The organism is Metapseudomonas resinovorans, from assembly GCF_002003485.1.
Lineage (GTDB): Bacteria > Pseudomonadota > Gammaproteobacteria > Pseudomonadales > Pseudomonadaceae > Metapseudomonas > Metapseudomonas resinovorans_D.
Genome location: NZ_BDMA01000087.1, coordinates 1 through 17710, shown reverse-complemented (window position 1 = coordinate 17710; position 17710 = coordinate 1). Strand labels below are relative to the sequence as shown.

At 63.2% G+C, this 17710-nt stretch carries 18 protein-coding genes; 6 read left to right on the top strand and 12 right to left on the bottom strand.

The window, feature by feature from the left end:
* Window positions 1-460 precede the first annotated feature (460 nt).
* From MnOB_RS24085 to MnOB_RS24060, 6 genes are all read right to left on the bottom strand, one after another.
* Window positions 461-1549: a helix-turn-helix domain-containing protein gene (locus MnOB_RS24085; RefSeq protein ID WP_077527053.1), complete on the bottom strand. Its 1089-nt coding sequence runs from the start codon at window positions 1547-1549 to the stop codon at window positions 461-463.
* Window positions 1550-1615: 66 nt separating this feature from the next.
* Window positions 1616-2587, bottom strand: coding sequence for a PDR/VanB family oxidoreductase (locus tag MnOB_RS24080; protein ID WP_077526965.1), 972 nt, complete (start codon window positions 2585-2587; stop codon window positions 1616-1618).
* 65 nt (window positions 2588-2652) lie between these two features.
* Window positions 2653-4101, bottom strand: a complete 1449-nt coding sequence (locus MnOB_RS24075) for an NAD-dependent succinate-semialdehyde dehydrogenase (protein ID WP_077526964.1) — start codon at window positions 4099-4101, stop codon at window positions 2653-2655.
* Window positions 4102-4159: 58 nt separating this feature from the next.
* Window positions 4160-5281, bottom strand: coding sequence for an aromatic ring-hydroxylating oxygenase subunit alpha (locus MnOB_RS24070; RefSeq protein WP_077526962.1), 1122 nt, complete (start codon window positions 5279-5281; stop codon window positions 4160-4162).
* A 235-nt stretch (window positions 5282-5516) separates the two neighbouring features.
* Window positions 5517-7130, bottom strand: a complete 1614-nt coding sequence (locus MnOB_RS24065; RefSeq protein WP_077526960.1) for a BCCT family transporter — start codon at window positions 7128-7130, stop codon at window positions 5517-5519.
* Window positions 7131-7343: 213 nt separating this feature from the next.
* On the bottom strand, window positions 7344-8423 hold the full coding sequence (locus MnOB_RS24060) for a tartrate dehydrogenase (protein ID WP_077527052.1): 1080 nt from the start codon (window positions 8421-8423) through the stop codon (window positions 7344-7346).
* Between the two features lie 110 nt (window positions 8424-8533).
* Between MnOB_RS24060 and MnOB_RS24055 the strand changes: the two genes are divergently transcribed.
* Window positions 8534-9442 (top strand): LysR substrate-binding domain-containing protein, encoded by a 909-nt coding sequence (locus MnOB_RS24055; RefSeq protein ID WP_077526958.1) that lies wholly within the window; start codon window positions 8534-8536, stop codon window positions 9440-9442.
* Between the two features lie 356 nt (window positions 9443-9798).
* The gene (locus MnOB_RS24050; RefSeq protein WP_077526956.1) at window positions 9799-10134 is read left to right on the top strand and encodes a DUF3703 domain-containing protein; all 336 of its coding nucleotides are present in this window, start codon (window positions 9799-9801) and stop codon (window positions 10132-10134) included.
* A 4-nt stretch (window positions 10135-10138) separates the two neighbouring features.
* On the opposite strand, the gene MnOB_RS24045 is transcribed toward MnOB_RS24050, so the two are convergent.
* The gene (locus MnOB_RS24045) at window positions 10139-11596 is read right to left on the bottom strand and encodes a sensor histidine kinase (protein ID WP_077526954.1); all 1458 of its coding nucleotides are present in this window, start codon (window positions 11594-11596) and stop codon (window positions 10139-10141) included.
* A gap of 520 nt (window positions 11597-12116) precedes the next feature.
* The gene (locus tag MnOB_RS24040; RefSeq protein WP_077526953.1) at window positions 12117-12938 is read right to left on the bottom strand and encodes a class I SAM-dependent methyltransferase; all 822 of its coding nucleotides are present in this window, start codon (window positions 12936-12938) and stop codon (window positions 12117-12119) included.
* 241 nt (window positions 12939-13179) lie between these two features.
* Between MnOB_RS24040 and MnOB_RS24035 the strand changes: the two genes are divergently transcribed.
* Window positions 13180-13638, top strand: coding sequence for an Ohr family peroxiredoxin (locus tag MnOB_RS24035; RefSeq protein ID WP_077526951.1), 459 nt, complete (start codon window positions 13180-13182; stop codon window positions 13636-13638).
* A gap of 154 nt (window positions 13639-13792) precedes the next feature.
* Here the strand turns inward: MnOB_RS24035 and MnOB_RS24030 are convergent, their stop codons facing one another.
* Both MnOB_RS24030 and MnOB_RS24025 read right to left on the bottom strand, forming a co-directional pair.
* On the bottom strand, window positions 13793-14311 hold the full coding sequence (locus MnOB_RS24030; RefSeq protein WP_077526949.1) for a thioredoxin family protein: 519 nt from the start codon (window positions 14309-14311) through the stop codon (window positions 13793-13795).
* A gap of 58 nt (window positions 14312-14369) precedes the next feature.
* Window positions 14370-14594: a VF530 family protein gene (locus tag MnOB_RS24025; RefSeq protein ID WP_077526947.1), complete on the bottom strand. Its 225-nt coding sequence runs from the start codon at window positions 14592-14594 to the stop codon at window positions 14370-14372.
* Window positions 14595-14822: 228 nt separating this feature from the next.
* Between MnOB_RS24025 and MnOB_RS24020 the strand changes: the two genes are divergently transcribed.
* Window positions 14823-15386 carry a DUF4256 domain-containing protein gene (locus MnOB_RS24020; RefSeq protein ID WP_077526946.1) on the top strand — a complete coding sequence of 188 codons (564 nt, stop codon included), beginning with the start codon at window positions 14823-14825 and terminating at the stop codon, window positions 15384-15386.
* A gap of 91 nt (window positions 15387-15477) precedes the next feature.
* Here MnOB_RS24020 and MnOB_RS24015 read toward each other — a convergent pair whose 3' ends face one another.
* A complete protein-coding gene (locus MnOB_RS24015; RefSeq protein WP_077526944.1) occupies window positions 15478-15981 on the bottom strand; it encodes an anthrone oxygenase family protein in 504 nt (167 codons plus the stop codon).
* Between the two features lie 229 nt (window positions 15982-16210).
* On the opposite strand from MnOB_RS24015, the gene MnOB_RS24010 reads away from it, so the two are divergent.
* Window positions 16211-16489 carry a hypothetical protein gene (locus MnOB_RS24010; RefSeq protein ID WP_077526942.1) on the top strand — a complete coding sequence of 93 codons (279 nt, stop codon included), beginning with the start codon at window positions 16211-16213 and terminating at the stop codon, window positions 16487-16489.
* Window positions 16490-16564: 75 nt separating this feature from the next.
* The gene (locus MnOB_RS24005) at window positions 16565-16867 is read left to right on the top strand and encodes a YgaP family membrane protein (RefSeq protein ID WP_077526940.1); all 303 of its coding nucleotides are present in this window, start codon (window positions 16565-16567) and stop codon (window positions 16865-16867) included.
* Here MnOB_RS24005 and MnOB_RS24000 read toward each other — a convergent pair whose 3' ends face one another.
* Window positions 16868-17449 carry an MliC family protein gene (locus tag MnOB_RS24000; protein ID WP_077526938.1) on the bottom strand — a complete coding sequence of 194 codons (582 nt, stop codon included), beginning with the start codon at window positions 17447-17449 and terminating at the stop codon, window positions 16868-16870.
* Window positions 17450-17710 lie beyond the last annotated feature (261 nt).

Here is a 17710-nt window from a genome sequence, read left to right as displayed (position 1 = left end):
ACTCCGTACTTCCCGGGGGCAACCTTCCTGTAGGGGCGAATTCATTCGCCAAGCAGGCCGGAGGGCTGCCCATCGACCTCACAGCCGGCCGGAAACTTTCCTCTCCCCCGGCCCCTCTCCCAGAGGGCGAGGGGTGACTCTCGCCGGCGGCGCCGTGCGTACTCGGGATTCCCTGCCTGTGAAGAGCGCCTTGTAGGGTGGGCTTTAGCCCACACTGACCTTAGATGGTGGGCTGAAGCCCACCCTACGGGCTGAGGCCGTTTTGGCTGGCACTTTTACTGTAGGGGCGAATTCATTCGCCAAGCAGGCCGAAGGGCTGCCTTGATACTCCGAGCTGCCGGCAGTCACCCTCTCCCCCCGCCCCTCTCCCTGAAGAGGAGAGGGGTGACTCGCGCCGAAGACTCCGTACTTCCAGGAGCAACCTTCCTGTGGGAGCGAATTCATTCGCGATGAGGTGCTATCAGGCTTTCGCAACGCCCAGCTGCTGCTCCAGTTCGGCAATACGCGCTTCCAGCGCCTGACGCTCGGCGCGGGTGGCGGTGATGTCGTCGTAGACGCTGATCATGTGCTCCGGGCTGCCGTCGCGGGGGTTGCGCTGGACCGAGGTGCGGACCTTCACCCAGAGGTCGCTGCCGTCCTTGCGACGGAAACGTTTCTCCATGGTGCTGACGGCCTCTTTCCCTTCCAGCAGACGCTGGACCTGGGCCAGATTCGAGGGAAGGTCGTCGGGGTGGGTGAGCTGCTGGAAGGTCAGGCCGGCGAGTTCGTCGGCGCTGTAGCCCAGCAGTTCGCACAGCGGCTGGTTGACCCGCTGCCATTGCCCGTCGAGGCCAATGTAGGCCAGGGCACCGCCGGCCAGTTCGAAGATGGCGCGGAAGCGCTCCTCGCTCTGCCGCAACTCTTCTTCCACGCGCTTGCGTTCGGTGCTGTCCAGACTCACGCCGACCATCTTCACCGAGCGGCCGGAGCTGTCCTGCAGTGAGGTAGCACGGGAGGTGATCCAGCGTTGCTCGCCATTGGGATGGAAGATGCGGAAATCGAACTCGTAGCCTTTGCCCTCTGCCACGCATTCGCGATAGATGGCCTGAAGCGCGGCAACATCGTCGGGATGCAGATGGGCCCAGAAGTCTTCATTGCGGCGCACCGGCCAGCCGTATACAGCCTCGACGTTGGCCGAGTAGGAGACCTCGTCTGTGATCAGGTTCCACTCCCAGTTGACGATGCCGGCGCTTTCCTGGGCGAGTTTCATGCGCGCTTCGCTTTCCATGATCTCGGCGGTGTACTTGCGTCGCACGTCGGTCATGGGCAGGTCCTGCACCTCGACGTGCTGGGCATCCTGCAGGGCTTCGTCGCCATAGCGCAGCCAGATCCAGTTGACCTTGAGGAAGCTGGCCAGCATGCGCAGGTTGTCGTAATCGATCTCGCCGCCACGGGTCCACTTGTGCACGGCCGTGCGCGAAATGCCGAGCACGGTGGCCACGGCCTGGAGCGTCAGTTTCTGGTGTTCGAGCAGTTCTTTGAGGCGGAAGGCGAAGCTGTTTTCTGTCATGGCGAGCATGTCCCTGAGCCAGGCGACGCAGTATACACGTCGCCAGCTCCGCCCTATCCCACAGCCTCAGAGGTCTAGAACAAGACGCTGCCCCTTCGCGCGGGAGACGCACAACATCATGGTCTGCTGGGCTGCTTTCTCGTCGTCGGAGAGGTACTGGTCGAAGTGCTCGGCTTCGCCTTCGAGAATGCGGGTCTCGCAGGTGCCGCAAACGCCTTCGCGGCACAGGCATTCCACCTGCGCAGCGTTGGACTTCTCGATGGCCTGGAGGATGGTCATGCCCTCCTCCACCTGCAGCTCGCGACCGGACTGGGCCAGCACCACGGTGAAGGCACCTCCGGTGACCGGGGCAGCAGCGAACTGTTCCCAATGCACGCGGGCATCGGCAATGCCCTGGGCCTTGGCCGTGGCGATCACGGCGTCGATCAGTGGCTTGGGACCGCAGACGTAGACATGCGCATCCGCATCCATGCCACCGATAAGTTCAGCCAGGTTCAGCGAGGTGCCCAGGCTGTCGACGTAGAAGCGCACGTTCCCGGCATGGGGACCGTCGGCCAGATCACCCTGGAAGGCGCCGTGTTCCGGGCTGCGGAAGGCGTAGTGCAGTTCGTAGCGGGCGCCCTGGCCGCGCAGCTCGGGGAGCTGGGCAAGGAACGGGGTGATGCCGATGCCGCCGGCGATCAGCACATGCCTGCCGGCGGCAGGATCGATGGCGAACAGGTTGTTGGGGCTGGAGATGACCACCTCGGTGCCCACTTCGACCTGCTGGTGCATGAAGGCCGAACCGCCCTTGGATTGTTCTTCCAGGCGCACGCCAATCTGGTAGCTGGAGGTATCGGCCGGGTCGCTCATCAGCGAGTAGGCATTGCTGAACTGGCGGCCGTCAGCGCCCTTCATCTGCACGATGATGTGGCTGCCGCCGGTGAAGGCCGGCAGGGGCTGGCCGTCGACGCGCTCCAGGGTGAAGCGTTTGATCTGGGGGGTTGCCTGCTCCACCGCGGTCACGCGGGCAGACATCATTTCGTAGGAGTTGGCCATCGCTCACCTCTGTTGCGACTGTGGGCGGCGTCGGGCGCCGCCCTGATGGTGCGTGGTGCCCGCCGTCAGACGGCGAGGCACAGGTACTTCATTTCCAGGTAGTCCTCGATGCCGTACTTCGAGCCTTCGCGGCCGAGGCCGGACTGCTTGACGCCACCGAAGGGAGCTACCTCGTTGGAGATCAGGCCGGTGTTGATGCCGACCATGCCGTACTCCAGCTGCTCGGCGATCTTCCACACACGGCCGATTTCGCGGCTGTAGAAGTAGGCCGCCAGGCCGTAGAGGGTGTCGTTGGCGAGAAGCACCACTTCCTCGTCGGAAGAAAAGCGCACCAGGGGCGCCACTGGGCCGAAGATTTCCTCGTCCAGCAGTTGCATGCCCGGTGCCACGCCGGTCAGAACCGTGGGTTGCAGGAAGTTGCCACCCAGTTCGTGACCATCGCCGCCCACCAGGATGTCGGCCCCCTTCTCCACCGCGTCGGCGATCAGGCTGCGGACCTTATCCAGGGCCTTTCCGGTGATCAGCGGACCGATCTGGGTGGCGCCTTCCAGGCCATGGCCGACGCGCAGGTCGCGCACACGGGCAGCGAAGCGTTCGGCGAACGCGTCGTAGACGGCGTCATGTACGTAGAAGCGGTTGACGCAGACGCAGGTCTGGCCGGCGTTGCGGTACTTGGCGACCAGCGCGCCTTCCACCGCCGCGTCGATATCGGCGTCGTCGAAGACGATGAAGGGCGCGTTGCCACCCAGCTCCAGGGACACCTTCTTGATGGTGGGCGCGCACTGGCCCATCAGCAGACGGCCCACCGGCGTGGAGCCGGTGAAGCTCAGCTTGCGTACCAGCGGATGGCTGGTGAGTTGGGCGCCGATCGCAACCGCGTCACCGGTGACGATGCTGAGCACGCCGTCCGGCACACCCGCGCGTTTCGCCAGTGCAGCCAGTGCCAGGGCGGAGAACGGGGTTTCGTTGGCCGGCTTGACCACGATGGTGCAGCCCGCCGCCAGGGCTGGCGCAACCTTGCGGGTGATCATGGCTGAGGGGAAGTTCCAGGGCGTGATGGCAGCGCAGACGCCAATACCCTGCTTGATCACCACCAGGCGCTTGTCGCCGGCCGGTGAGGGAATCACGTCGCCATAGATGCGCTTGCCCTCTTCGGCGAACCACTCGATGAAGGACGCGGCGTAGCGAATCTCGCCCACGGCTTCGGTCAGGGGTTTGCCCTGCTCAAGGGTCATCAGGCGGGCCAGGTCGTCTTCGTGCTGGAGCATCAGCTCGAACCAGCGACGCAGGATTTGCGCGCGTTCCTTGGCGGTACGCGCACGCCAGGCCGGCAGCGCGGCGTCGGCGGCTTCGATGGCGCGTAGGGTTTCACTGCCACCCATGTTCGGCACGCGGCCCAGCAGCTCTCCGCTGGCCGGGTCGGTAACCTCCACCGTGCGGCCGTCATCGGCGTCGCACCAGTCGCCGGCGATGAAGGCCTGCTGGCGGAACAGGTCATTGTCTTTCAGGTTCACTCGGGAATTCCTCTTGCACGTGACGCGGGCCGCCGCGTGCGGGCGGCGGCCACAGTCATCAACGGTCCAGGTGGGCGACGGCGATCAGGTTGTGGAAGTGGGCTATGCCGTGCTCGCTCTGGCCGCTGCGCTGCTGGTCGGCCATGATCCGGCCCTGGCCGCGGTAGCCGCGGGACTTCAGGCCCTTCTGCACGCTTTCCACCAGGCGCAGGTCTTCCGGACGGAAGACGTCGCGGTACCACTCGATCAGCGATTGCTGCTCGGGGGTGATGTCCTTGTTCAGGAAGTAGATGTCGTAGTGCTGCAGGGTCACTTCGGCGCTGACCGGGAACTCGTAGATCACGGTCATGAAGTTGCCGCCGGGCGGGGCGTTGAACATGGTGCAGGGCCAGGCCCAGAAGCCGCTGAAGGACGGGTCTTTCACCGACTCATCGAACTTGAAGGATTTCTCCGACGGCTTGGCCAGGCCGTACTGCAGGGACCAGTTGCCATGCATGGTGTGGGTGTACTGGCCGACGTCGACGGAGTCGGAGAAGCCCGGATGGGCCGGGGCGCAGTGGTAGCACTCCATGTAGTTGTCGACGATGGACTTCCAGTTGGCCGGGGTCTCGGTGACGAAACGCGCGGCCAGGTGGAGGTCATCAACTACCGGGCAGGCCTGGCGCAGCCGCGCTTCGAAGCCGGGGAGCTGCTCTTCGACGGAGCCTGCGTCCTTGTTCATGTTGACGAAGATGAAGCCGGCGTATTCCTCCACGCGCAGCTGCACAAGGCTGGAGTTGGCCTTGTCGAAGTTGGCGACGTGATCGCAGTTGCGCGCGTGGGCCAGCTCGCCGTCGAGCTTGAAGGTCCAGGCGTGGTACGGGCAGGTGATCACGTTCTTCGCCTTGCCGTCGCCTTGCAGCAATTGGTGACCACGGTGCGGGCAGACGTTGTAGAAGGCGCGCAGCTCGGCGTCGCGGCCGCGCACGACGATGATGCTTTCGCCGATGTACTCGCGGGTGATGTAAGCGTTGTTCTCGGCCACTTCGCTGCGATGGCCCACGCAGACCCAGCTATTGGCGAAGACCTTTTCCTTCTCGTGATCGAAGATTTCCGGACGGGTGTAGTAGCTGGCCGGAATGGTGTAGGCCTCATCGGCATTGGCGCAGAAGTCAGCGGGGAGGCGTTGGATATCGTTCATCTTATGTACTCCAGGCATTTGAAAGGCATCGGCCGCGCCGAGCTATCACAGCTTTTTACTTTTGGTTAACACAAATCTGTCAGTTAACAGATCGGACAAAATTTTTTGACGTAGGTTGGTCCGAGCCGTGCGAGGCCCAACGTGGTGCATGACAATCACGCCGAATCGTCGGGCTTCGCATAGCTCAGCCCAACCTACAAGTTCCCGCGCGTCCCTGCGCGGGGCACAACTCAACTCATTGCGCGGTGGCGGGTTTCAGGCGTACGCCCTCCTCCGCTTGCGGCGGCTCGACGCTCTCGTCCAGAGCGCGGCGTACCGCTTCTTCCTCGATCAGGTGGGCCGGCATGCTGCCGTAGTCCTGCACCATCCACTTGAAGAAGCCGTAGATCTTGGTCAGCAGGATCACCAGGAACGGAATCGCGGTGAGCACCACAGCCGTTTTCATGGTGGATAGCGAGGCCTTGGCGAACAGCATGGCCAGCGGGATCAGGGTCAGCATCACGCACCAGAACAGGCGGTGGGTCGGAGTCGGGTCCTGGCCTTCCTTGAGGTTGCGGGTGCTGGTGGCGGCCACAGCGTAGGCTGCCGCATCCATGTGGGAAGCGCAGAACACCGCCATGATGAACAGGTAAACCGCCAGGAACACCTTGCCGAAGGGCAGCGAGGTCAGGAGCATTTCCACGGCGGTCTCACCGCCCTGCTCGCTGAGGATGCGCGGCACGTCGATGGCGCCGGTGATGAACTGGTGCATGCTGTAGCTTTCCAGCGCACCGAAGAAGAACCAGCAGCCCAGGCTACCGCCGAGCAGCAGTGCGGCGACCACTTCCTTGATCTTGCGGCCCTTGGATACACGGGTCACGAACATCGCCACGCCCGGCGCGTAGGACACCCACCAGAGCCAGTAGAACACCGTCCAGTTGCGGGTGAAGGCACCGTCGCCCGCCGGGTCGGTGAACAGGCTCATGTGTACGTAGTTCTGGATCATCAGGCCGATGGCATTGGCGGTGTTGTTCAGGGTGAATTGGGTCGGGCCGACCAGGAACACCACGCCAGCGAAAGCCAGGGCGCCGACGCAAACCATCTTCGACAGGCGCTGCATGCCACCGTCGATGCCGATGTAGGAGCTCAGGGAGAAGATCACCGCTACGGCGCCGATCACCACCAGCTGGGTCACGAAGGTGTCCGGAATGCCGGTCAGGCCCGCCAGGCCGCGGGTCAGGGTGGAGGCCGTGAGCGCCAGGGACACGGTCAGCGCGCCGAACATGGTGAGCAGGAAGATCAGGTCAACCAGGCGACCCACCGGGCCGTTGGCGCGGAAGCCGGTGACCGCTTCGATGATCGAAGCCAGGCCCAGGCCGCTCTTCTTGCGCACGTGGAAGTGATAGGCCAGGGCCAGCGACGACAGCGCATAAAGCGACCAGGCGCTGATACCCCAGTGGAAGAAGGAATAGCTGACGCTGAAGTCCAGTGCTTCGCGGGTGCCGGGAGCGATGTTCAGGCCGGGCGTCTGGTAGTAGTACGCCCACTCCATCACACCCCAGTAGAGGGTCGAGGAGCCCATTCCCGCGCAGATGAACATGAACACCCAGGTCATGTTCGTGTACTCGGGCTTGCCATTGCCCAGGCGGATGTTGCCGTACTTGCTGAACGCCAGGTACAGCACGGCCAGGGCGGTGCCGAACACGAACAGCTGCACTGTGGTGCCGAAGGTGCGGGTGGAAATTTCGAAGAGACGGTTGGCCATGGCCTCCGACTCGGCAGGGAACGCAGCAAGGCCGATCACGGTCAGCGCCACGGCGATCAGGCTCGCCGTGATCAAGAACATGTCTTTCTTATTGTTGTTGGACATCGATGTCTCCTGGAACTGGATAACCCGGCACCCCATCAGGCAAGGGGCCACCAGACTACGTTATTTGTTAATCATTGGTTTACGTTAATCCATTGGTTAACAGCTTGTCCGAAATACGCCTTCAACGCAACTCCTGTCGGACAATTTGCAGGCCGTCTGTCACCTGCGGAAACGCGCCGGCCGCCTCGTTTTCACGGGGCGGCCGAATGAGTCTTACAGTGCGTCAGCGATTGCCTTGCCCACTTCCTGGGTCGAAGCTTTGCCGCCCAGGTCCGGTGTCACCGGGCCTTCGGCGATCACCCGCTCGATGGCTTGCAGGATGCCGTCGTGGGCCGCCTTGTAGCGCTCGTCGCCATTGCCGAGGAAGTCCAGCATCAGCGCGCCGGACCAGATCATCGCGATGGGGTTGGCGATGTTGCGCCCGTAGATGTCCGGGGCCGAACCGTGCACCGGCTCGAACAGCGACGGGAAGTTGCGCTCCGGATTGAGGTTGGCCGAGGGCGCGATGCCGATGGTGCCGGCACAGGCCGGGCCGAGGTCGGAGAGGATGTCGCCGAACAGGTTGGACGCCACCACCACGTCGAAGCGATCCGGCTGCAGCACGAAGCGCGCGCAGAGGATGTCGATGTGCTGCTTGTCCCACTTGATCTCCGGGTACTTCGCAGCCATCGCGGCCACCCGCTCGTCCCAGTAGGGCATGCTCACCGCCATGCCATTGGACTTGGTGGCAGCGGTCAACTGCTTGCGCTCGCGGGTCTGGGCCAGGTCAAAGGCGTACTTGAGGATGCGATCGACACCACGACGGGTGAACACCGACTCCTGCAGCACGAACTCGTGCTCGGTGCCTTCGAACATGCGGCCGCCCAGGGAGGAGTACTCACCCTCGGTGTTCTCGCGGATCACCACGAAGTCGATATCGCCGGGCTCACGGCCAGCAAGCGGGCACGGCACGCCGGGGAACAGTCGCACCGGACGGATGTTCACGTACTGGTCGAAGTCGCGGCGGAACTTCAGCAGCGAGCCCCAGAGGGAGATGTGGTCGGGCACCTTGTCCGGCCAGCCCACTGCGCCGAAATAGAGCGCATCGAAGCCCTTGAGCTGCTCGAACCAGTCGTCCGGCATCATCTTGCCGTGCTGAAGGTAGTAGTCGCAGCTGGCCCATTCGATGGTCTCGAAGGAAAGGTCCAGGCCCCACTTGCGGGCCGCCGCTTCGACGACCCGCAGGCCTTCGGGGAGAACTTCGTTGCCGATGCCGTCGCCGGGAATGGCGGCGATCTTGAATGTCTTGTTCATGCTGGTCGTGCCCTTGGTGAAGGCGCCCTGTTCAGGCGGGGTGACGACCATGCTATAAGGACCCACAACAAAGATAATCCAGCACTTCATTGATAGATAAGACACGAATCGTGAATAGTCTGCCGAACCTGGAAGACCTCCGCGTCTTCGTCCTCGTCGCCCGCCGCTCCAGCTTCGCCGCCGTCGCCAGCGAGATGGGCACCTCCCCCGCCTTCGTCAGCAAGCGCATCCGCTTACTGGAGGAAAGCCTTGGCGTGCGCCTGCTGCACCGCACCACCCGGCGCGTGGCGGTGAGCGAGGACGGCGAGCGTGTCTACCGCTGGGCGCAAACCATCTTCGAGGCGGTGGAGCGCATGACCGACGAAGTCTCCGAGCTGCATCAGGAGCCCCGAGGACAGCTGCGCATCGTCAGCAGCTTCGGCTTGGGCCGGCGCCTGGTGGCACCGGCGCTGTCGGCGCTGTCGGAGCGTTATCCCGCGCTGGACATTCGCCTGGACCTGTTCGACCGGCTGGTGGACCTGATCGACGAAGGGTTCGATCTGGACATCCGCATCGGCGACAACATCGCCCCCAACCTGATCGCCAAGCCGCTGGCCGAGAACAGCCGCATTCTCTGCGCCGCCCCCTCCTACCTGGCGCGCCATGGCGTGCCAGGGAGCCTGGCGGAACTGGCCGGCCACGACTGCCTGGTAATCAAGGAACGCGATCACCCCTTCGGCCTCTGGCGCCTGCGCGGGCCGTCCGGCGAGGAAAACGTGAAGGTCACCGGGCCGCTCTCCGCCAACCACGGCGAGATCGTCCATCAGTGGGCCGTGGACGGACGCGGCATCGCCCTGCGCTCCTGGTGGGACGTCAGCGACAGCCTGGAATGCGGGCGCCTTGTACACGTCCTGCCCGAGTATCGCCAGCCAGCGAACATCTGGGCGGTGTACGCCGCGCCGCTCGCCACCTCGGCCAAGATCCGCGTGACGGTGGAGTTCTTCCGCCAGTATTTCCAGGAGCACCAGGGCCTTTCGTAGGGTGGGTCACGCCCATCGCGAATGAATTCGCTCCCACAGATAGATCCACCAGCGAGGATGACCGGGGCAGCGAGTGGTGGATGTAAAAAGCGACATCCACCCTACCCGGCACGGAGCGGCCCCCTCTCCCTCTGGGGTGAAGAGGCATGCTTTCGGAAGCACTGCTTCCATTGCCGATGAACGCCTGAGCGCGAAGCGATCGGGCTGGGGCGCAGGGCGGGGCTGGGGTGAGGGAGATTGGTGGCACGGAATGGTGGATGTGAAGAGCGACCTCCACCCTACGCAAGCGCTGCTTGACCCTGAAGTAACTACAGGGTGTTCACTGCGATCACTTGTCCTCCGCAGGAACGCTCGCCATGAAAACCGAACTGCGCATCGCCATCGACCAGGCCTTCCAGCAGGCTACTCAAGCCCTTGCAGCCCAAGACCCGCAGCACGCCTGGCCCTGGCTCGAACGCGCGCACATCCTCACGCAACGCCTGCCGTTGGCGCATACCCGTAGTCACTGGCTGATGCTGCGCGCCGGCTGGCAACAAGGGGATTATCGGGAGGTGCTCGGCCAGGCCATCCGCATGCCGGCCGCCCTGCTCTTCTCGCGGATTTGGGTACCGTTGGGCAACACCGGCCGCGCCAGGATCAGTGCCTTCAAGCCGATGCCCATGGCCGAGGAGCTGCGCCAACTCCTCGGCTGATGCGTCAGGCAGCGCGCTCCGCCACCTTGAAGCTCAGGCACACGCTGGTGCCTTCGTTCTCGCGACTGGTCAGGCTGGCCTTTCCGCCGAAGCGCTCCATGATCTGCTTGACCATGATGAGGCCGATGCCTAGACCGCCCTGCTTGGTGGTGTAGAAAGACTTGAAGGCCATCATCTCCTGCTGCCGCGACATACCCTTGCCGGTGTCCCTGATCGTCAGGTGCAGCCACTGCCCGCCGTTATCGGGCGCCGCCGTGATGCTGAGACGCCCGCCACCCGGCATTGCCTCGATGGCATTGGCGATCACGCTGTTGAGCACCTGGGCCAGCAGCAGTTGATGACTGACGACCAGCGGGGTGGTGGCGTCGCTGCACTCGACCTCGATTTGCGACCTGGACAGCTGCTGGTCGAAGTTGCCCAGGGTCGCGTGCACCGCTTCCATCGGGTCCACCTGCTCCGAGTCGCCCTGCAGCGGACGCAGGCACAGCAGCAGATCGCGCACCCAGGCAGACATGCGGTCGACCTGGGTGATGATGTCGTCGACGCATTTGCGCGCCTGTGGTCCTTCCATTTCCTGGGCCAGTTCGGCGCTGGAACGGATGGAAGCCAGTGGATTGCGCAGGCTGTGGGCCACCGCCGAGGACATTTCCCCCAGCCCCACGTAGGTACTGTTCGCAACCAGCTGTGCCTGCTGCGCCGCCAACAGCAGGGAGGCGCGCCGCACGATCCAGTACAGGCCGAAGTACATCAGCAGGCCGCCGATGACGGTGGCCAGCCAGATCATCCGATAGCCACGGTTGACGCGGTCGATCAGGTCCACCGGCTCCTTGTAGATCTCCACCATGGCCTTCACCTCGCCATTGGCGTCGGTGAGCGGGATGTAGTTCTCGATGAAAAACATCTTCGGCGGGCGCAGGAATTTCTGCTCCACCCGACCTTCCTCCACATCCTGGTACTCGGCGGAAATGCGGCCGCCAGACTCGAATGCCTCGTCCAGGGCGTCGTCATCCTCGATGCGCTGTCCCACCAGGTCAGGGTTGGTGGACCAGATCACCGTGCGGTCCGGGGAGAAGATGGTGGCCAGCAGAGAATCCGGCACATGGGACAGGTGATCGAGGAACTCCGAGCGGGCACGCTCGCGGTTCTTCGCAGTGCCGTTCGTGAGCATCCCGTAGTGATGAGGCACCAGCACGTCGCCCATCTCCATGCCTTCCAGGCCATGATGGCGCATCTCGCCGAGCGCCAGCGTCTGGATGAACTGCGCCGATAGCATGGCGTCGCGCTCCAGGCTCTCGCTAACCAGGAACCGTGTTGAAACGGTGCCGATACCAATGGCCACCGTACCGATGATCAGCAGGCTGACCAGTGAGAACCACCGCAAGAGATTGAACTGCCCTTCCGGCGCAACCGCTTCGCTCTCCGCTCCCCAAAACCGCCTTCCCAGCATTGCCGCCACGTCCATCTGGAGTCCCCCAACTCGGATACTCCAGACTTATAGCAGCCTCCAGCAATGCCGTTGAGTCCAGGCGCGACTCGTTGGCGTGCAAAGCGGCAGTACCGGCGGATTGCTGAAGCGCGGGTTGTCGAAATAGAACACGTTGGGCGCCAGCAGGTGGACGATATCGGTGGATGCACCGCCCTCCCAGACACGCGCAAATGGGGATTCGTCCCTGTACGGCTGAGTGCGACAGTCCTGGCGCGCCGCCCCGACTGATCCGACCCGCGGTCGGAATTCGAGAACCAAGTGCAGAGCTGACTGGTATGCAAATGCAGCGTTCCGTGTAATCCACGGGGTCGCGGACAAATGGCGTTACATCTAGCCCATTTCCTCGACGGAAAGCCGACGCACTTTTTCTGGCATGAACTACTGTGAAACTGTCCCCTTGCAGAGGACAACTGGAGTCGCCACGGTCGCCACCTCCCCCCGTAAGTTGACCGCACCGTGGCGGCCTTTTTTTGCCTGGATGAAGTCCCCGCGCGATCTAGCGCTTCACCGCCTGCAAGGTGTAGCTCAGCGGCAATCGCCAGCGATCCCGCGCCAACCGCCACTCCCCTGCCCCATCCACCACCATCTGCCCGGGCAGCGCTTCCCAGGGTAGGCTGTCGTGCTCCTCCAGCGCGGTGAGCTGCAGGCCATGGCGCAGCAGCGCGGAAATGATCTCGCCGAGGCCATGGTTCCACTCGTAAGTGCGGGTCGCCGTTAGCCTGGTTTCAGTTTCCACGTAGGTGCTGTCGTCATCCCACTCGGTCGGTTCAGCGCGCTCGAAATAGGGATATTCGATCACCAGCCCGTCTTCCCGTTCCTCGTTCACCGCCCAGAGCATCGGATGCCCCTCGCGGATAAACAGACGGCCGCCCGGCTTGAGCAGGGCAACCACCACGCGCGCCCAGTCGTCGATGCGCGGCAACCAGTTGAGCGCGCCGATGCTGGTGTAGACGAGATCGAACGTACCTGCTGGTAGCGACTTGTCGGCGTCATAGACCTCGGACTCGACAAAATCGATTTCAACATTGCAGCGCCGCGCCAGAGCACGCGCCTGCAGGAGGGAGGCTGGAGAGAAATCGAGTCCGGTCATCCGTGCGCCGAGTCGCGCGAGGGACAACGTGTCGGTGCCGATGTGACATTGCAGATGCACGCCATGCAGTCCGGCGATATCGCCCAACCGGGGCAGGTCGAAACGCACCACCTCCGAAAGACGTTGCGGGTCGTTGAGGAAAGCGTCGACGCCGTAGTCGGGTGAAGCCGCGTGCGCGGGCGCGCGCTCGTCCCAGTTGGCCTTATTGAGCTGTAGGTAATCCGTCATGGGGTGGAACTCCTTTCATCCCGCGAAAGCGAAGAAGGCTATCCCCGCCCGGAATTCACGTCCATTCGTCGTGCGCCACCGACGCAATGACCGTCCATCCGGAACCACCCCGGATACCCATTGACGATGTGTCCATCCGGGCGCAGTATTTTTACATCGCATGCGCTTTGATCGAATGCGATCGACAACTGAAGCCCCCCCTGCCATTGATGACGCGCAGCACACCCCGAGGAAAATTCCCATGAGCAAGATCGAAAAAGTACTGTTCACCGGCAAGACCCACACCACCGTCGCCCACCGTGAAGGCGCTGCACGCAGCGATCACGGTCGCCTGGACATCAAACTCTCGGCCCTCCGTGGCGGCAGCGCGGATTCGGGCATTCAGTTCGATGCCACCCAGCCCCATCCCACCGCGGAGCAACTGTTCGCTGGCGCCTGGTCGGCCTGCTACATCGCCGCCATCGGCCTGGTGGCCCAACAGCGCAAAGTGGAGCTGCCAAAAGACCTGGCAGTGGAGATCGAGGTGGACCTGGGCATGACCGGCAACGCCTACTTCATCCAGGCGCGCTTCAACGTCACCGCTCCGGGCCTGCCGTACGAAGTCGCCGAGGCCATCGCCAAGGAAGCCCACGAGATCTGCCCATACTCCAAAGCCACCCACGGCAATATCGACGTCGCACTGAATGTGGTCGTGGATTGATTCGCCTTTAGCCCGCGCAAAAAGAAACGCCCCGGCCTGAAAGCCGGGGCGTTTTCAATGGTGGCTTCTAAGGCGCGTCTTCCAAAGCTCCGCGCCATGCCCCCCCTGTAGGAGCGAGCTCTGCTCGCGAACAGCTCCCGTCCTGTTTCGTGGCTCAGTTGCCCTTGCGGCCCTCCGCTGCCTCGAAAATCGAGAGAAGATCACGCAACGTACTGTCCAGGTAATGCCCCTCCCGGTAGTCCGGCTTCATGGCCTCACCACCGGCAATGACTTCCTGGGGCTTCTCGACGAAGCGGCCGACCAACCGGAACTCGGCATCCAGCACCGCAACCAGGGGAATTGGGACACGATCGAGCTCCAGGCGCGAGAGCAGATCGTCTTCGGCCCGGCCCTTGGTGATGACCGCCAGGTCGACGTTCGGCCGGACGCGTTGCAGGTAATCCATGACCGTGACGTTGATCTGGCAATCCGGGCACCACATTTCGCCAGCCACCAGCAGGTGGTAGCGGCCCTGAATGGCTTGCAGTCGCTGCCGGGTCGCTTCGCTAATGGCGCCGGGTTCGGCGAGTTTGCGCTGCACGGTCTGCACCGCTGCGATCTCCGCCGGCAGTCCGTGTCCGACGAACGCATCGAAGCACTCACCGACGGAGAAGAGTTCTTCGTAAGAGGCCATGGCAGATTCCTCGATCAAGGGGATGAAGATGGCACCGGATCGGCGATGGCGGGCCGCGTCAGCCCTGACGCTGACGCAACTGGATGAACAAGGCCTCGACCTTTTCGCGAGCCCAGGGCGTCTTGCGCAGGAAGGCGAGGCTGGACTTGATGCTGGGGTCGCTCTTGAAGCAGCGGATATCGATGCGGCTGGCCAGTCCGTCCCAGCCGTAGTGGGCCACCAGTTCGGTCAGAAGCTTTTCCAGCGTGATGCCATGCAGCGGGTCGTTCGAGGTCTTGGTCATGGCCTGCCCTGGGCGGTGATCGGTTAAGAAGGCCGGCAGCTTAGAGCAGCGGCCGGAACCCGGCTATAGCGCCCACGCGCTTTTCGAACCTCTGGATCAGCTGAGCAGCCAAGAAGCTCATCCGCACGCCAGTTTCCGGGCAGCGTCTATGCTTGCTCTCCCATACGACAACGAGCTGACCCGGACGCCACACCAAGGAAAGGTCAGGAATCACAGGGAGAAAGCTTCATGGACATCGGGCAACGCCAAGCTCTACTCGAAACCTTGCAAGCACGCTTCGAAGCGAACATGGACCGACACCAGGAAATCGAATGGTCCGCGGTTCAAGCCAGGCTGGAATGCCAGCCTGAAAAACTGCGCGTCCTGGCCGAGATGGAGCGAACGGGCGGCGAGCCGGATGTGGTGTTCCACGATCTGGAAAACGATGCCTACCTGTTCGTCGACTGCTCCGCGGAGAGTCCTGCCGGGCGCAGGAGCCTGTGCTATGACCGGGAGAGCCTGGATGCCAGAAAGGAGAACAAGCCTACCGGCTGCGCCATCGACATGGCCGCCGCCATCGGCATCGAGATCCTGACGGAGCAGCAGTATCGGGCTTTGCAGGAGCGGGGCTGTTTCGATAGCAAGACCTCCAGCTGGATACAGACCCCAGGTGCCATCCGCAAGCTCGGCGGCGCCCTCTTTTGCGACCGTCGCTACGACTCTGTGTTCGTCTATCACAACGGTGCGCAGTCTTATTACGCAGCCAGGGGCTTCCGTGGCGCACTGAGTATCCCGCGTTCGGTCTCGCGCTGATCGGAAGCGCCGGACTCAAAGGGAACAGGGTCGCCACGGGAACTGTTCGCTCTGTTCCGCAAGGTGCAGGCACAGGCCCGAGCCAACCCGGCTAAACCATCGTCAGCATCATGAACAATCCGATCATCAGCAGCATCGAAGCACCCAGCGCGGTGCCGGTGCGTACATGATTCCAGTGCGTCCATTGCTCCAGATAGATACGCCAGTACGCCAACGACTCCAGGCTCCCGGCGTCCAGCCTCGCCAGGGCATTGTTGCGCGGCACATTGCACACCAGCGTCACACCGACGTTGCCCACCAGGTACAGCAGGCTGCCGATGAGCAGGAAGAATGTTCCCGACACCTCCCAATGCAGGAAGGCGTAGAGCATGAGCAACGCGCAGGCCGCCGTGGTACCCAGGAAGGTGGAGAGGAAGATGCGGTTGAGCACGGTCCGGTTGATGGCCTGCATGGCGGCGATGCCCGCCTCTGGCGCAATGAGTTCCAACGCCCGCATGACGAAGTTGGAGAAGGCGAAGAACAGTCCGCCCATCAGGCCGCAGGCAATGCTGGTGAGAAATGCGAGCACGAAGGCTAGGTCATCGATAAAGGGCATGGTTTTGCGTCTCCGAACTCCATTCATTCGCGGCGGTTTCCCGGAGCCCTTCCCGGCCCCGGCTTCCAGATGCACCTGGAATCGATAAAGGCATAGTTCAGCAACTCGGGGATGACCAGTTTCCGCCCACTCGTCGCCCTTCTGGCTGAACCACTTCGTCCCATGCATGCTGAATGATGCCGGGAACCGCTGTCGTCCGGTCACAAAAGAAACCGTCGAGGGCACGAGCATGGTCGAGGAGAACGAATCGAACCGGCATCTGCGCGAAGTTCGCCAGTCGCCGATCTTCCGCTGGGCCCAGGGACTGCAATGGTTCGGGGTCGTGATGTTCCTGCTCGCGGTTGGCCTGGCGATGTTCAGCGAGGTCACTTCCACCCCAGGTGGAGTCACTCTGGTTGCGGTGTTCGGCATGCTCGGCCTGCTGTCCCTGGTGCCCGCGCGCTTCATCCTCACCGTGTACCTGATGAGTCCGGCGAAGAAGGCCGCAAAGCACGAGGCGCGTAGCTGACCGCTCGTCCCGGTACCTGAACGGGGCGCGGCTCCAGCCGGTCAAGGTTCAAACCAACACGGGAGGAAACCCGCTATGGACAACCAATGGCAGATCCACGGTCCGGCGTACGAACAGAACGTGCATGGACTGGAGCGGGCCGGCTCCATCGTCGGTGGCCTGTTGATGGCCCGGCGTGGCTTCCGGCGCGGTGGTTTGCTGGGCGTCTGGGACATCGGACTCGGGGCCGCGCTGTTGCTGCGCGGGATCACCGGACATTGCTACGTGCGGGAAATTCTGCACGACCGCCGCGAAGCGCTGCACCAGCTCCGCATCGACCTGCAACGTTTGCAGCGAGCGGCCGACAAACTCACCCGGGAAGTCCCCGGCAATACCTGATCAACGCACAGGCTTGCAGGTCAGCTGGGTGCCGTACCAGTCCACCCTCGCCTCGCCCTGGTGTTCCCAGAAGTCCACGCCGTCATTGCTGTAGCGGGCGCCGCTGGCGGTCCGTTGGCTGATGGCGATGACGTGGTCGCCCCCATAGGTGAGAACCGCAGCGTTGGGTTCCACGTTGTTGTAGAAGCTTGCCGCAAAAGGTTTGCTGTTATTGCCACAGGCAAACTCGACCGCCTTTGGTGCCATCGCTCCGCCGGATTGAATCTGCAATTCCACCAGCCGGCTCTGGTAGCGGAGCGTCAGGCACTGGCTCTGATCGTCGGCCTTCCAGCAATCATCGCGCCCCTTGAGCCAACCACGCTGTTCGGCGCGAAGGCGCTTCTGGGTCGCCGCGTCCGTGGCGGCCAGGGTTTTCTTGTAGGCGTCGGCCATCTGCCGGTCGAGTGCGCTCAATTCGGCACTCTTGCAGACCTGCTGCTCAATGCCCTGGGCCTTTGCGCAGTCGAAAGACGGGCCGGCGTCGGCCATGGCGAGCGGGCTCGTGGCGCTCAGCGCCAGAATCAGTCCTTTTGCGGGGATCATGTCGGTCTCCAATCCTTCCGTGGGCGTCTGGAGACGAAGTTAAGACCAAAGCGAAGGAGATGTCGCAAGGCTCTAGCGGTATCGCTCCTCTTGTGGGGGCGATTTCAATCGCGATACAGACCGCAGGTCTGCCTGCTGCCTCGGCCTGGACCGTAGGGTGCGCTGTGCGCACCGACTTCAGGCCCCGCCTCGGCACCTGGCCAAACCGCTGGTGCGCACGGTGTTCAGCCGGGGGACATAGGTAACGGGTGTCGGGAGACA

Bases quoted from the DNA above. Each gene is read 5' to 3' on its own strand.
- MnOB_RS24085 (WP_077527053.1), bottom strand. From the start codon at position 1,549: ATGACAGAAAACAGCTTCGCCTTCCGCCTCAAAGAACTGCTCGAACAC.
- MnOB_RS24080 (WP_077526965.1), bottom strand. From the start codon at position 2,587: ATGGCCAACTCCTACGAAATGATGTCTGCCCGCGTGACCGCGGTGGAG.
- MnOB_RS24070 (WP_077526962.1), bottom strand. From the start codon at position 5,281: ATGAACGATATCCAACGCCTCCCCGCTGACTTCTGCGCCAATGCCGAT.
- MnOB_RS24065 (WP_077526960.1), bottom strand. From the start codon at position 7,130: ATGTCCAACAACAATAAGAAAGACATGTTCTTGATCACGGCGAGCCTG.
- MnOB_RS24060 (WP_077527052.1), bottom strand. From the start codon at position 8,423: ATGAACAAGACATTCAAGATCGCCGCCATTCCCGGCGACGGCATCGGC.
- MnOB_RS24050 (WP_077526956.1), top strand. From the start codon at position 9,799: ATGAAAACCGAACTGCGCATCGCCATCGACCAGGCCTTCCAGCAGGCT.
- MnOB_RS24045 (WP_077526954.1), bottom strand. From the start codon at position 11,596: ATGGACGTGGCGGCAATGCTGGGAAGGCGGTTTTGGGGAGCGGAGAGC.
- MnOB_RS24040 (WP_077526953.1), bottom strand. From the start codon at position 12,938: ATGACGGATTACCTACAGCTCAATAAGGCCAACTGGGACGAGCGCGCG.
- MnOB_RS24035 (WP_077526951.1), top strand. From the start codon at position 13,180: ATGAGCAAGATCGAAAAAGTACTGTTCACCGGCAAGACCCACACCACC.
- MnOB_RS24030 (WP_077526949.1), bottom strand. From the start codon at position 14,311: ATGGCCTCTTACGAAGAACTCTTCTCCGTCGGTGAGTGCTTCGATGCG.
- MnOB_RS24025 (WP_077526947.1), bottom strand. From the start codon at position 14,594: ATGACCAAGACCTCGAACGACCCGCTGCATGGCATCACGCTGGAAAAG.
- MnOB_RS24020 (WP_077526946.1), top strand. From the start codon at position 14,823: ATGGACATCGGGCAACGCCAAGCTCTACTCGAAACCTTGCAAGCACGC.
- MnOB_RS24015 (WP_077526944.1), bottom strand. From the start codon at position 15,981: ATGCCCTTTATCGATGACCTAGCCTTCGTGCTCGCATTTCTCACCAGC.
- MnOB_RS24010 (WP_077526942.1), top strand. From the start codon at position 16,211: ATGGTCGAGGAGAACGAATCGAACCGGCATCTGCGCGAAGTTCGCCAG.
- MnOB_RS24005 (WP_077526940.1), top strand. From the start codon at position 16,565: ATGGACAACCAATGGCAGATCCACGGTCCGGCGTACGAACAGAACGTG.
- MnOB_RS24000 (WP_077526938.1), bottom strand. From the start codon at position 17,449: ATGATCCCCGCAAAAGGACTGATTCTGGCGCTGAGCGCCACGAGCCCG.